Source organism: Corynebacterium sp. HMSC11D10 (assembly GCF_001806995.1).
GTDB classification, from domain to species: Bacteria; Actinomycetota; Actinomycetes; order Mycobacteriales; family Mycobacteriaceae; genus Corynebacterium; species Corynebacterium coyleae.
Window position 1 is genome coordinate 98894 of sequence record NZ_KV787090.1, and the last position, 13330, is coordinate 112223.

At 63.3% G+C, this 13330-nt stretch carries 15 protein-coding genes; 2 read left to right on the forward strand and 13 right to left on the reverse strand.

Annotated features, from left to right (window positions below):
* Positions 1-95 precede the first annotated feature (95 nt).
* Entirely contained in the window at positions 96-1121 is a 1026-nt protein-coding gene (locus HMPREF3120_RS11410) for a CE1 family esterase (RefSeq protein ID WP_141739447.1), read from the forward strand.
* 23 nt (positions 1122-1144) lie between these two features.
* Here the strand turns inward: HMPREF3120_RS11410 and HMPREF3120_RS11415 are convergent, their stop codons facing one another.
* The 12 genes from HMPREF3120_RS11415 to HMPREF3120_RS11470 form a co-directional block, all read right to left on the reverse strand.
* On the reverse strand, positions 1145-1789 hold the full coding sequence (locus HMPREF3120_RS11415) for a LysE family translocator (protein ID WP_070421323.1): 645 nt from the start codon (positions 1787-1789) through the stop codon (positions 1145-1147).
* Positions 1786-2721, reverse strand: a complete 936-nt coding sequence (gene holA, locus HMPREF3120_RS11420; protein WP_070453632.1) for a DNA polymerase III subunit delta — start codon at positions 2719-2721, stop codon at positions 1786-1788. The genes HMPREF3120_RS11415 and holA overlap by 4 nt, the downstream gene beginning before the upstream one ends.
* Position 2722: 1 nt before the next feature.
* Positions 2723-4360, reverse strand: a complete 1638-nt coding sequence (locus tag HMPREF3120_RS11425) for a ComEC/Rec2 family competence protein (protein WP_070453635.1) — start codon at positions 4358-4360, stop codon at positions 2723-2725.
* A gap of 17 nt (positions 4361-4377) precedes the next feature.
* Positions 4378-5043 (reverse strand): ComEA family DNA-binding protein, encoded by a 666-nt coding sequence (locus tag HMPREF3120_RS11430; RefSeq protein ID WP_070453729.1) that lies wholly within the window; start codon positions 5041-5043, stop codon positions 4378-4380.
* Positions 5044-5134: 91 nt separating this feature from the next.
* Entirely contained in the window at positions 5135-5932 is a 798-nt protein-coding gene (locus HMPREF3120_RS11435; RefSeq protein WP_070453638.1) for a DegV family protein, read from the reverse strand.
* Positions 5932-6564, reverse strand: a complete 633-nt coding sequence (locus tag HMPREF3120_RS11440) for a histidine phosphatase family protein (protein WP_070421318.1) — start codon at positions 6562-6564, stop codon at positions 5932-5934. The genes HMPREF3120_RS11435 and HMPREF3120_RS11440 overlap by 1 nt, the downstream gene beginning before the upstream one ends.
* A 5-nt stretch (positions 6565-6569) precedes the next feature.
* Positions 6570-7043 carry a ribosome silencing factor gene (gene rsfS, locus HMPREF3120_RS11445; protein ID WP_070421317.1) on the reverse strand — a complete coding sequence of 158 codons (474 nt, stop codon included), beginning with the start codon at positions 7041-7043 and terminating at the stop codon, positions 6570-6572.
* A gap of 86 nt (positions 7044-7129) precedes the next feature.
* Entirely contained in the window at positions 7130-7753 is a 624-nt protein-coding gene (gene nadD, locus HMPREF3120_RS11450) for a nicotinate-nucleotide adenylyltransferase (protein ID WP_070421316.1), read from the reverse strand.
* A 7-nt stretch (positions 7754-7760) separates the two neighbouring features.
* Complete coding sequence (locus tag HMPREF3120_RS11455) at positions 7761-8135, reverse strand: hypothetical protein (RefSeq protein ID WP_070453640.1); 375 nt, start codon at positions 8133-8135, stop codon at positions 7761-7763.
* Positions 8135-9073 (reverse strand): cutinase family protein, encoded by a 939-nt coding sequence (locus HMPREF3120_RS11460; protein WP_083279295.1) that lies wholly within the window; start codon positions 9071-9073, stop codon positions 8135-8137. Before HMPREF3120_RS11460 ends, HMPREF3120_RS11455 begins: the two co-directional genes overlap by 1 nt.
* Positions 9074-9082: 9 nt before the next feature.
* Positions 9083-10369 (reverse strand): glutamate-5-semialdehyde dehydrogenase, encoded by a 1287-nt coding sequence (locus HMPREF3120_RS11465; protein ID WP_070453643.1) that lies wholly within the window; start codon positions 10367-10369, stop codon positions 9083-9085.
* A gap of 224 nt (positions 10370-10593) precedes the next feature.
* Entirely contained in the window at positions 10594-11514 is a 921-nt protein-coding gene (locus tag HMPREF3120_RS11470) for a D-isomer specific 2-hydroxyacid dehydrogenase family protein (RefSeq protein WP_070453649.1), read from the reverse strand.
* Positions 11515-11708: 194 nt separating this feature from the next.
* Between HMPREF3120_RS11470 and HMPREF3120_RS11475 the strand changes: the two genes are divergently transcribed.
* A complete protein-coding gene (locus tag HMPREF3120_RS11475; protein WP_070453651.1) occupies positions 11709-12197 on the forward strand; it encodes a hypothetical protein in 489 nt (162 codons plus the stop codon).
* A gap of 15 nt (positions 12198-12212) precedes the next feature.
* Here HMPREF3120_RS11475 and proB read toward each other — a convergent pair whose 3' ends face one another.
* Positions 12213-13328 carry a glutamate 5-kinase gene (gene proB / locus HMPREF3120_RS11480; protein WP_070453654.1) on the reverse strand — a complete coding sequence of 372 codons (1116 nt, stop codon included), beginning with the start codon at positions 13326-13328 and terminating at the stop codon, positions 12213-12215.
* Positions 13329-13330 lie beyond the last annotated feature (2 nt).

Consider the following 13330-nt stretch of genomic DNA (forward strand, 5'->3'; position numbering starts at 1 on the left):
TGCCGTTGTTCACAGGTTGATCCCGCCCAGGTTTATTCGGGGCGGGATTTACTTGTTTCTAACGCCGCGTGCGGCCCGACAAAAGAGGAACTTCCGTGAAAATTAAAAAGCGTGCGGTTGCGGCCGCGCTGACGTTTAGCCTGATGGCATCCCCTGCAATCGCTCCAGAGGCGAAGGCTGCAGACCCGTCCGTTTCGGCATCCGTGGATGCAGCTGAGCTCGTTTCGGCATTGTCGAAACTCCTTCCGATGAATAACCCGCAGGTCAAGCAGGCGCTTGGCGTGTTGACGTTGATCATCGCCGGTATTTTGGTTGCGGTGCCGATGGCGGAAGCGGGGTCGTCGATACGCAATGGCGCCGTGGGCGACAAGGCTCCGGGCAAGCACACGCGCCGCATCGTGGTGGATGGCACCTCGCGCTCCTACGATGTGGTCCTGCCGTCGAACTACTCCGAGGGCGTCGCCTACCCGGTGATTCTTGGTTTTGGTGGCTGGCAGCACACCGCAAGCCAGACGCGTGACTACCAGAAGTTCGAAACCGCAATCGACAACACGATTGTGATCTACGCGCAGGGTGTTGACAACGCGTGGGCTGGAGCGCCGTATGCCCGCACGTCGCTGAATGAGGACATCGCCTACACGCGCGCCATTATCGACGACGCCGCCACCCAGTACGGCGCCGACCCGAACCGTGTCGTCGCAGCCGGCCTGTCCAACGGCGGCGGATTTGCGGCCGCACTTGCCTGCCACGCCCCCGACACCGTCAAGGCGGTCGCCTCCGTCGCTGGTGCGTTTTACAACCCGACCGTGACCGGCTGCACCTCCGGATCGGTGCCCACGCTGATCATGCACGGCACCAACGACAACGTAGTGGGATACAACGGCGGTATCCGGCACGGTGCGTTCTACGAGTCGGTGGATAGCGTCATGCGCACCATGGCCTCGAAGAACAAGTGCTTGGGCACGACCACCCGCTCGCGCTCCGGCAACGTGACCACGTTTGAGGCGCAGGGCTGCGACGCGGCCACGCGCGTGGAGCGCATCGAGGGTGGCATCCACACCTGGTTCACCGACCCGAGCGCAACCGCCCACACGGTGCGCTTCCTCCTGCCCTACCTGTAAACGGCGAGCCGTTTACAGGGCGGTTAGAGCGCCAGCGCCCCGCGCACGATCAAGGTCAGGCCGACGATAACGAAGAACGCGCCTGCACCGATGTCGATGTAGGGGCCGGCGCTCAGGAACTTCCGCCGCACCCGCTGGGTAGAGATCACCTGGACAAAGACGGCGAACAAGACGAAGGAACTCAGCCACAGCGCAAACGTCACGATAAGGGCGGTGCTCAGGCTGGGGCTGGGCGGCAGCAGTGGGGCGATCATGGCGGACAGCGCGATGACGATCTTGGGGTTGGCGAGGTTCGTCGCTAAGCCACGCATGTATGCAGAGCGCACCGTGCCGAGCCGCTGCTCCGCCTCTTCGAGGGTCATTGGTGGGTTGTGCCGATCCGCGAGACCACCACGAACGTTGCTCGCACCCATCGCAATCAGCACTGCACCACCCACCAGTTGGACGTAGGTCAGCGCGTCTGGGAACGCGTTGAGCAGCGCCGCAGCACCAAAGACGGTGAGCGCGCACCACATGAGCACGCCAGTTTGGATGCCGATGGCGGTTGCCCACCCGTGGCGGCGCGAACGCGTCGCGGTGCGGGTAATCAGCACCACGTCGGGACCTGGCGCGGCGGCACCGATGACGTTGAGGCCGATGATGACGGCGAGATCTCCCGGCGCGATCATACGAGCTCCGCGATGCGTCGCACGGCGTTTTCCAGGGCGAACTCGGCGTCGCCGCCTTGGCCTTTCACCTCTGCGTCGAGGTCAGCCACGATGATCACCGCTTCGGACACCGCTCGGCCGGACCAGTGGCGCGCCACCTGCATGGTTTTCTTGGCCACGTACGGGTGCATGCCTACGGTGCGTGCGATCTGGTCGGGGTTGCCGCGCACGCCGTAAAGTTTCGCGATGTCGCCGATTTTGTGGGCGAGCGCTGCGGCGATGGTGGCCGGTTTGACGCCCAGTTGAAGTGCTCGGCGCGTCGATGCGAGTGCGCGGTCGGCGCGGCCGGCGACCATTTGGTCGGCGATGTCAAAGCCTGCGACCTCCGCGACGCCAACGTAGTATTCGCGCACTGCGGCGACGGTGATTTCCCCGTCGGTGTCGGCGACAAGCTGGCTAACGGCGGAGGCGAGTTCGCGCAGGTCTGAGCCGACGGATTCCAGGAGTGCGGCAACCACATCGGGGGTAGGGCGCACGCCGTGGGAGCGGAACTCTTCGGTGACCCAGGTGCGACGTTGGCCGTCGTTAAGCGGATTGGCCTCGTGCACATCGGCGAGTTTTTTGAACTTGGGCACCAGCGATTTCTGCCGCCCACCACCGGTGTGCTGGATGATGATCACGATGCCGGGCGCAGGATCCACGCACGCTTTCAGCAGTACCTCGGTGGGTTCTTTGCCTGCGAGTTCTGCGTGTTTGACCAGTACGACGCGGTCTTCGGCGAACAGTGACGGGCTGGTTGCCATGGCGATTTCGCCTTCGGTGACGTCGCCTGCACGCAGGGTGGTCACTTCGATGCCGTCGCCAGCGTCGGCGATGATCTTTTTTGTGGCACGCTCGGCGAGGAATTCGTCTTCGCCTAAGACAAGGTGCACGGGGTTGAGCATGACGACCATCTTAAAACTCTCGCCGCGGCAGCACTTGGGTGCCATCCGGGTAGATGGCAACGTTGCCGTCGCGGTTGGGAAAGATCACGGGGATGCCCTGGTCAGTGACCACGGGTCTTCGGTGGGGGCGGCCCTTTTCAAGCACGACAACAAGCTGCGTGCCCGGCGGAATGGGCAGGGCATCTTCTTGCTTTTCGACGACATGAGCACGCAACCTGCCCACATCCACGGGCGTGCCCGCCGGCGCCTGCGACAGGACCACACCAAACCCGCACACAAGCGCCGCCGCCAGAGTGGTCTTCGGGTATCCGGCAAACAAGCCCGCGAGGAACCATCCGTAGACAACCACGACGACGATGGGTTCCGTCTCTACCGTGGCACCGGGAAACCGTGCACCGTTTTCTGCGACCACACGCACCCAATAGGCCATGGGTTCCACCACCCACAGCACAGGTGCAGCCAACCCGCCGTGGATGAGGCTGAGCAGCACCGCCGCAAGGCCGAGCACAGTCACCGGGCCGGTCACCGGTGCGACGATGACGTTTGCCACCACAGAGACTAAAGAAACCCGGCCGGCCATCATGGCGACAATCGGCATCGTCGCTACGTCGGCGGCAACCGCAACGGCAAGTGCACGCACGAGAATGTCGGGCCAGCCCGTGGCAGCAAGGACGCGGTACAACAGCGGAAACAGCGCGACGATGCCCGCGGTCGCCGCTACCGAGAGCGCGAACCCGTAATGCACCGCCAGGTCTGAATCCACCAGCACTAGGCCGATCACCGATAAACACAGCGCGTGGATCGGCTCGGACTGGCGTGAAGCCAACACCGCAGTCAACCCCACCAACCCAGACACGGAAGCGCGCAGCACGCTCGGCTCGGGTCCGACCAGCGAGGCGTAGAGCAACAGCGCCGCAGCCGACGCCACGATACGGCCCCGCAGCCCCAAGCCCACTGCCGCTGCGGCAATCGCTGCGAACGTGGTCACGATTGCCACGTTCGCACCAGAGACTGCTGACAGGTGCGAGAGGCCAGTGTCGATGTAATCCTGCTGTTCTTGGCTGGTTTGCAACGAGACGTCCCCGAGCACCATGCCCGGGATCAGCCCTTGGGCGGACTCCCCCACGGTGGCCTGGACAACGCCGGCAAACGTTTCCCGGGTGTGCTGCGCAAACGCAGCCAACCCCTGCGGTGGGGAGACCACCTCAACTGACCCGTTGACCGCGATCGGGTTTATCCCGGCCATCTCCGATTCCTTCACCACGCCGCGCACAACCACCTGGGCGCCGGACACGGCAGTGTCCGGCACTTCATCGACAAACACGGGCGTCAGCGTCGGGTTGCCGTCTACCTGCACGCGGACGATGAACCCGCCGGTGCTCGTCTGCTTCGGCGCGCCCGATACCCGGCCCACGAACTGACCCGCGGGCTCCCACGCGCGTGCGATGTGCAGTCGCACCCCGGTGGTCACGACGGCGGCCGCACCCATCCCCGCAATGAACACCGCCTGCCCGTAGGCGCGCAGCACCACAGCACCGATAACGGCCACCAGCACCACAACCACCGCGATGCCCACTCCGAGGGTGATCGCCACCGCAGCCGCTGCCCACACCACCAGCGCCGCCGGGACAAGCCTGATCTCCCCCACTTACCCCACGCCCCCGTCTATAAGCCGACCTGGTCGCGCATTGCCGCAAGTTTCGCCGGTCCAATTCCTTTCACGTCCGTCAACGCATCTACCGACGCAAACGGCCCGTTTGCCTCACGGTGCGCCACGATCGCGGCTGCGGTTGACGGGCCGACTCCGGTAATCGTCGTCAATTCCTGCACCGATGCGGAGTTGATCGACACCACCCCACCCGCCGAAGCGGCAGCGCCACCAGCGCCAGCACCGCCACCGGAATCCGTGGCGGCCGGTGGGGCGTGTTGGGAGCGGACGTGGATCTGTTGGCCGTCGACAAGCAATTGCGCATGATTGATCGAGATCAAGTCAGCATCCGGCAATGGCCGGGCCGTCTGCAGCGCATCCGCGACCCGTGCACCCTGGTTCAACGTGATCAGGCCCGGGTTTTCCACCTCACCAACAACAGAGACCACCACGGTGCCTGTGACCTCGGTGGGAGAGGCGACCTGCTCCCACGCAACGCCCTCATCATCCACGGGGCCGGATCGGGTCACCGCCCATCCGCCGACGGCGAGCAGCACTGCACCGGCGGCGGCCGCAGCTTGTTTCACAGGGATGCGCACCCGCGGCTCTGGGTAGCGCACCGTCAGGAGGTCTTCTTCCCCGGTGGGCCGGGTGAGCTCCTTGAGTCGTTCAGTGGCGTTCACACCAAAAACGCTATAAACCCCCGGCACACGCGCCAAGGGGTCAGAAAAAATCTGTGGATAACCCGCCATCTACGGGCGACGAAAACAACAGTTATCCACAATTACGAGATGAGAACACCACCGACAGGCCTATTGCCCCTTCGCCGGTATGCATCGCGATCACCTTCACCAGCGGCTCGACCATGACCCGTGAGCCTTCCGGAAGTGTTTCGCGCAGCAGATCCGCGAGTTGCTCGGCGGCGTCCGGCACGTCCGCGTGCTGCACTGCGGCGAAAACGGGCTCGTCGCACGCGCGCTCTTCTACCAACTCGGTGAGTTTGGCAAACGCCTTCGACTGTGTGCGAGTCTTGCCCGCGAGTTCGAGCTTGCCTTCCCGAATGTGCAGGATCGGCTTGTTTGCCAGCAGCGCAGCCGAGAGCATCGCGGTGCCGGCAGGCAGGCGGCCGGACTTGCGCAAATCGTCGAGTTGGTGCAGGTACAACCACGTTTCGGAGCGCGCGATGGTGGACTTCGCCATCGCTTCGCACTCGTCTAACGTGCCGCCTTCCGCCGCAACAGTCGCGGCTGCCATCGCTGCGGCGCCGATCGCCATGCCCGCGGAGTGCGTCTCCACGACACGGACCGTGCCTGGGAACACCGCAGAGGCGGCCACCGCAGCCGACCAGGTGGACGAGAACGTCTTAGCAAGGTGGAGGGCGATCACGCCGTCGTCGCCACCACGCTCGAGCTGGCGGGCATAACAGGCGGCGAGTTCCAGCGACGACAACCCAGACGAGGACTCCCCTTCTGCGCCCTCGACACGGTGCAGGTCAACGACGCAGATATCGAGTTCCTCCACGACCTCCTGCGGCAACCCCGCGGAGGAATCCACCACGACGCGAACACCCATTAGTTACGGCCTCGGTTCCAGGCTTCGATGTACCACTGGGTCTTGGTGTCGTCGTCAATGCGCGGCATTGCCACCAGCCGCGACGTGTTCGCGTTACCGAGCCCCTTGAACAGCGGATACTGAGACACCTGCAGACCAAGCAGCGTGGCGGTCAGCGCGGCGATGGTGCCTCCGTGCGCCACGAGCAGGACAGCAGCATTGTCCCATTCATCGTGGTCACGCATGAGTTCCATGACCACTTCGCGGGAACGTTGCGCAACGTCGATGCGGCTTTCGCCCTCTGGCGGCGCCCAGGTGGGGTCGGTGCGCCACAACGCACGAGCCCCGTCGTGGGCGGTGTCCACTTCCTCGTGCGTCTTGCCTTGCCACTGGCCAAGGTGGGTTTCGCGCAGACGCTTATCGACGACTACCTCAAGGCCCAAATCTGCCGCCACCACATCAGCCGTATCCTTCGCACGGATGAGGTCAGACGACACGATCTTGTTAATACCCAAGTGCCGCAGGTCCTCTGCCGCAGCGTGCGCCTGGGCGCGTCCGCGCTCGGACAGTTCAGTATCCAGCTGGCCCTGCATGCGGCGAGTTGCGTTATAGAGCGTCTCGCCGTGACGCAGCAAAATCAGTCGGCGCTGCATGGGTCTTAGTACTCGTCGTCTGCGGCTTCGGGTCCCTCACCTGCCAGAGGAAGGTCCTCGATGGTCTGGGCTTTGCGCAGGTCGGCTTCGTCGCCAAACGCTGCGGGACGCTCGTAAGGCTCGAGCCCTTCGACCTCAATGGCCGGGCAGTCTGCGTACAGGCGGTCCAGGCCGTAGAACTCGCGCTCGGCTTCGCGCTGGATATGGACCACGAAGTTGCCGTAGTCAAGCAACACCCAGCGGTTTTCGCGGTTGCCCTCACGGCGCTTCGGTTCAACACCCAGGTCGGTCAGGTCGCCTTCGACCTCTTCAACAATGGCGGCAACCTGGCGTTCGTTATCTGCAGAGACGATGACGAACACGTCGGTGATCGCCATGACGTTAGACACGTCGATAACAGCGATATTGGTGCCGAGCTTCTCGTCGGCGGCCTTCGCGGCTACCTTGGCGCGGTCAATGGAGATCTGCGGGGCAGTCAAGTGGCAATCCTTATTCAGGTCATGGACAAATCAACTGGGCCATTGTCCCACGTATGACCGCAACATTTCCAGTTCAGGGGTCGCGCCTAGGGTGCGTAGAGCGAATTCTTCGCGATGTACTGCACCACACCGTCCGGCACCAGGTACCAAACCGGGCGCCCATTGGAGGCGCGCTCGCGGCAATCGGTCGAAGAAATCGCCATGGCGGGGATCTCCACGAGGTGCACGCGTTCCTGGATATCCGCAGGCAGCATGTCTTCGCGCAACTCGTAGCCGGGGCGCGTCACGCCGACGAATTCGGCGAGTTCAAACATTTCTTCCCAGTCGTGCCAGGACATGATCGACGCCAACGCGTCCGCGCCCGTGATAAAGAACAGGGCCTCGTCCGGGAATTGTTTTCGTAGGTCCCGCAGGGTGTCAATCGTGTAGGTGGGTCCCCCACGGTCAATATCCACCCGTGAAACGGAGAAGCGCGGGTTGGACGCGGTGGCCACCACGGTCATCAGATAGCGGTCTTCCGCCGGACTGATGTGCCGGTCGGCCTTCTGCCACGGCTGGCCGGTGGGTACGAAGATGACCTCGTCGAGGTTGAAGCGATCCGCCACCTCACTCGCGGCAACGAGGTGGCCGTGGTGGATCGGGTCGAACGTGCCACCCATCACCCCGATGCGCCGGGCGTTGTCCAGCGATGCCGCGTAGTGCTCAGCCATTGGGTGTTTACCTCCGTCCTGGCAGTGGCTGGATGTTAATCGACTCAATAAACAGCAAAGACATGCCGATGACGCCTGCGACCAGCGCGCCGAGAATACCCAGCACCGTGCCGATGATCACCGGACGATTCGACTCGTCAGCCCACTTTGCCTTGTTGGAGCTGCCCGGCTGGGACACGGTCTCCGTGACACAGATCTGCTCGCCCTTGCTGTTGGTCACCGGGACGGGGTTGCCGCCCTCCTCATCAACTTTCCACTGGCACGTCTCCTTGACGGTTTTCGTTTCCTCGGTCTTGCGCACAAACTCTGCGGCCGAGGCAACAGTAGGCGTCGCGCCAGCCAACAACGCGGCAGCGACAGTAGCGGAAATGATGCGGTTCATTAGCGGTAGCGTACCTGATCAACAAATCGGCCGAAAGCATCCGAGACTTGGTTGTCCCAGCGCGATGGCCAACGGAAGTAACGCGCGTGGTTGCCACCAGTTGGCTGGGATGCCTGCAGCGTCTGAATGGACAGGTCACACACGGAGTCCTGCGGCAAGCAGTAGTTCACGCGGTTCGGGGTCGCCCCTGCGGTCTTGGTGTTAAACGGCAAGAAGCCAAGCATGCCTCCGGCACCACCTGCTGGCACGCCGACGGTGGACCAATCCCCCGCCGCCGTGTTCGGGTTGCCAAAGTAGACCACACCCGCCAACTGGCCACGGCGTGCCAGTTCGCGCTCGTGCTCAAGCAGAATCATCGCGCCTTGCGAGTAGCCGGACAGGATGTACTTCGGGCGGCAACCACTGCGATGCTCGTAGTCATTGACCATCTGCATCACACCGGTGCGTCCGATCTGGACCGAATCCACGAACTCTGTGGCTACTCGCCTTGCCATCATCCACACCGGGTTGGCGTACTGCAGCGCAAGAGCCAGTGCCTGCAGGATGGTGCTTGGTACGGCAACCGACGGTACGTCGTATTCGGGGAACGTCGCCGGGTAGTAGCGCGGCTCCAGGCCGATGACCTCGACGTCCTTCATCAGCGAGTTACCGCCGTGGGTGGCTGCGTAGCGACGCTCCGCATGCTGCAGGAACGCACGAATCGTCTCACCCTCCCAACCGTTGGAGGTCCACGGCGCAGCCCACGAATACTTCGTGCGGTAAATCTGCGTGTTCTGGCCCGAGCCGCGGGCAGCGATGACGGCGACCGCCGGACAGCGCGTCTGCGCGTCTGCTTCGGGGGTCGGTGCGACGGGGCTCAACGTTGCGGTCACAGCCGTCGCAATAGCCGTGGCAAACAGCGCAAACTTGGCGCGAATGGAGGTCCGGGATTTTAGCACGCCGATAGACTAGCGCACCTGGCCATTACCTTCCAGAATCCACTTCGTGGTGGTCAGCTCCGGTAACGCCATGGGTCCGCGTGCGTGAAGCTTCTGTGTAGAGATGCCGATCTCTGCACCCATGCCGTATTGCTCCCCATCCGTGAATGCGGTCGAGGCGTTGAGGACGACGGCGGCGGAGTCGACGGCGGCAGCAAATCGTCGCAAAGCATCTGCGTCTTGGGCTGCGATCGCATCCGTGTGGCCGCTGGAGTAACGCGCGATGTGCGTGGTCGCACCATCGACGCCGTCAACGATGGCGCTTGCGATGTCCATGCTGAGGTATTCCTCGGCGAAGTCCTCCTCCGTTGCGGGTTCTACGGTGGCACCGAACGCAGCATGCTTATCGACGTCACCATGCACCACCACACCAGCCTCCTGCAGCGTCGCGATGATGGTGTGTTTGTCGGTCTCGGACAGGTGGGCGTCGATAAGCACCGTCTCTGTCGCGTTGCACACGCTGACCCGGCGCGTCTTGCCGTTGAGCAGCATCGCGATCGCCTTGTCCAGATCTGCGGACGCGTCGATGTAGAAGTGGCAGTTGCCGGTGCCGGTCTCGATGGTGGGCACGGTCGCGCCGGTCACCACCGCGTTGATCAAACGTGCACTTCCGCGCGGGATGACCACGTCCACCAGCCCGCGAGCGGTGATGAGGTCCTGGACAGAATCGTGGCTCTCACATGGCAGGAGCTGCACGGCCTCGCGCGGCAAATCGTTGGCAGCGAGGACGTCCTGCAACACGGCGACGAGCGCCTCGTTGGAGTGGCGCGCCGTCTTGGAGCCACGAAGCAGGGCCACGTTGCCCGACTTCAGCGCCAGGCCGAACGCGTCGACGGTGACGTTCGGGCGTGCCTCGTAAACCATGCCCATCACGCCGAGCGGGACGCGCACCTTCTTCATCTGAATCCCGTTGGGCAGCGTACGTCCGGTAAGCACCTCGCCCACCGGATCCTGCAGGCCCGCAACCTGGCGCAGCCCCCCGGCGATGCCGTCGATGCGTTCCTCGTCGAGCGCCAGCCGGTCCAACACCGACTCCGCCAGCCCGTTCGCGCGACCCTCTTCGATGTCGCGCGCGTTGGCTTGAAGGATTTCACCTGCGCGCTCGGCCAGTGCCTGCGCTGCCGCCAACAGCACCGCATCCTTCGCCGGTGTCGGCAGCACCGCAATCGTCGGGGCAACATCCTTGGCACGCTGTGCTTTCTGGAGTACCTCGTCGCGCTCGGCTTGGCGTTGCTGATCAGTCTGTTGGGCAGTCATGCGGCAATCGTAGCGTTAATGCAACTGCCAAGGTCTTGACACCGACAGTGGGCTGGCGCACCATTTTTTCATGTCCGACAAGCACACGCCCGACCCTGAAAACGTAAAACGATCAGAAGCCTTAGCGCGACTTACCAAACTTCCCCGGGTGGACACCGGGCAAGAATCCGTCGCAGACGCGGTGCGCTCAGAGCGGGACTCTGCCGCACTGACGTAGTGGTGATCTAGTACCCGGCCTCGACGTCGACCTCGGTCGACATCTTCTCCCCCGCTTCGAAGAGGCCCCAGTTCTTCAACGCCAGCGCCCCGATGCGGCGTTCCATGTACCGCGGGATATTCGCGGTGTGCGGCGTGATCACACAGTTATCCAGGTCCCACAGCTTGTGGTCCGCCGGCAGCGGCTCCGGCTCCGTCACGTCAAGACCAGCGCCACGGAGCTTGCCGTTGACCAGTGCGTCGGTGAGCGCCTCCGTATCAATCAGCGGACCGCGCCCAACATTGACGACGACCGCCGTGTCCTTCATCTGCTCAATCCGATCAGTGTTCACCATGTGGCGGGTCTCCTCCGTCAACGGGGTAAGCAGGACAAAGTAATCGTGATCGGCCCAGACCTCGTCGGCATCCTTCATGGCAACGGTCCGGTCCGCACCGTCCACCGGGTTGCCCGAGCGGTTCACGGCGGTGATCTCCATACCGAACGGCTCCAAGAAGCGGATCAGGGTTTTACCGATACCACCAGCACCAATCAGGGCGAGCTTCTTGTTATCGAAGAGGTACTCTTTCTCTTTGAACAGCTGTGTGTTGTTCCACTCGCGGTCCACGGCCTTCATACGGTGCTCCACGGCAAGCAGGAGGGCGAGGGTGGATTCGGCCACGGTGTCGTCGTAAAGCCCACCCGCATTAGCAAAGCGCACACCGTTGGCCGCATGTTCAGCCAGGATGCCAGCCTCCAGCAAACCCTCGATGCCGGCGTACTGGATCTGCACGACCTTCACGCTGTCGGGCAGCTCATCCGGGAAATCCTTCGGACCGCCGCCGAACAGTACCAAGTCCGGGTTGTCCTCGAGAGCGACATACTCATGGCCCTGTGCCTCCAGCGCGGCGATGGGCTCGTCTTTGGGCTTTGGCAAATACGTGAACTTCATGCCTGCCCAGAGTACGGAAGAACCCGACCCCCGGCACCGACATTGGAACTATTCGAGTGTCCACGATCGCACGGGCGCCACCCCTGTAAGGAAGTTAACAGTGCCCGTCAAGAATTCCTCAAGAAAACTCATGTGATCACACCTATAGGACCTGTAGTGTTTCCCCGACACCTGTAGAAGAAAGTGCATTGCCTATGACAACTCCCCTCTCGCCCGAGCTCGTGATCTACATGATGGAAAACGGTTACCGACAGGTAGAAATCGCCCGTGAGTACAACGTTTCCCGCCAGTACATTCATCAACTGGCAAAACAAGCCGGCTACACCTCTCCAATCACCACCGTCCAAGAGAACCTGCCCTGGGACGTCGATCCGGCCCTCACCAAAAACGCCACCTTCGTCGCTTTCCGGCTCATCGGCCACGAAATGGTCGCGCCCGGAAAACTGACAAACGAGTCCCGCGAACGCGCCAACGGTCTCATGAAACGCCTCCGCCAATTCGACGTGGTCATCGACTACGACCCGTCCTACCCGCCCATCATGGGACTGACCAACACTCCAGGATTCGCCTACCTTCCGCGCACAGCTAGCGACGAAAACTTCCTGATGAAGATCAAACCCGAAACCCGCATCACCCCACTCGGCGAAAAAATCTGGCGGATGCCCACCGAACTGTTCCGCTAACGCCTACAGCCTGGACTACAACCTGGACGCGTAGTTGCTCAGGTAGTCCGCGTGGACGACTGGGCGGCGCTGGTGTTCGGGCAACTCGTCGGAGTGGCGACCCAGCATCCCGGCGAGTTCGGCGGCGTCGTACGCCACCTCGCCACGGCCAATGGCTTCAGAGTCGGGCCCGAGGATCTCCACGATGTCGCCAGCGTGGAACTCGCCTTCGATCCCGGTGATCCCCACCGCGAGCAGGCTCGTGCCGCCACGTGTTACGGCTTCAACCGCACCGTTGTCCAGGCGCAGCACACCCTCCGCGTCTGCCGCGTAGAGCGCCCAGAACTTCCACGCCGAAAGTTTCCGGCCCGGGCGCGTATGGAACACGGTGCCCACCTGGCCGTGGTCGAGCGCGGCGTCGATGTTCTCCGTTGCAGTGAGCAGCACCGGCACGCCGCCACGTGCAGCCAGGCGAGCCGCCGACACCTTCGCGGCCATGCCACCGGTGCCGAAGACACCGCCGTCGCCGGCTTGGACGGCTTCGAGGTCCTTGCCGGTTCGGACTTCGTCGATACGCACTGCCCCGGGCTCAGCCGGGTAGCGGTCGTAAAGCGCATCCACATCAGAGAGCAGCACCAGCGCGTCCGCAGCGATGAGCGTAGCGACGATCGCCGACAACCGGTCGTTATCACCAAAGCGCATCTCAGAGGTGGCAACCGTGTCGTTTTCGTTGACGATCGGCACCGCCCCCATCTGACGCAGCCGCTCGAGTGTGCGCTGCGCGTTGCGGGCGCGCTCACGCGAACCTGCATCGGACTGGGTGAGCAACACCTGGCCAGTCGTCCGGCCATAGCGGGCGAAGGAGGCACCCCACACCTGAGCCAGGTGGATCTGGCCAACCGAGGCTGCGGCCTGCTTCGTCGCGAGGTCTCGCGGGCGCGTCTTCAACCCGAGCGGGACCATGCCGGCGGCGATCGCACCGGAGGACACGACAACCACGTCGGTACCGCGGGCGATGCGTCCTTCGATGGCGTCGACGATGCGGTCGATTTTTGCTGGGGATACCTGCCCGGTGTCGTCGACAAGCGAACTGGTGCCCAGCTTCACCACAATGCGACGTGCGGACGCGATCTGGCTGCGAAGATCCGACATCC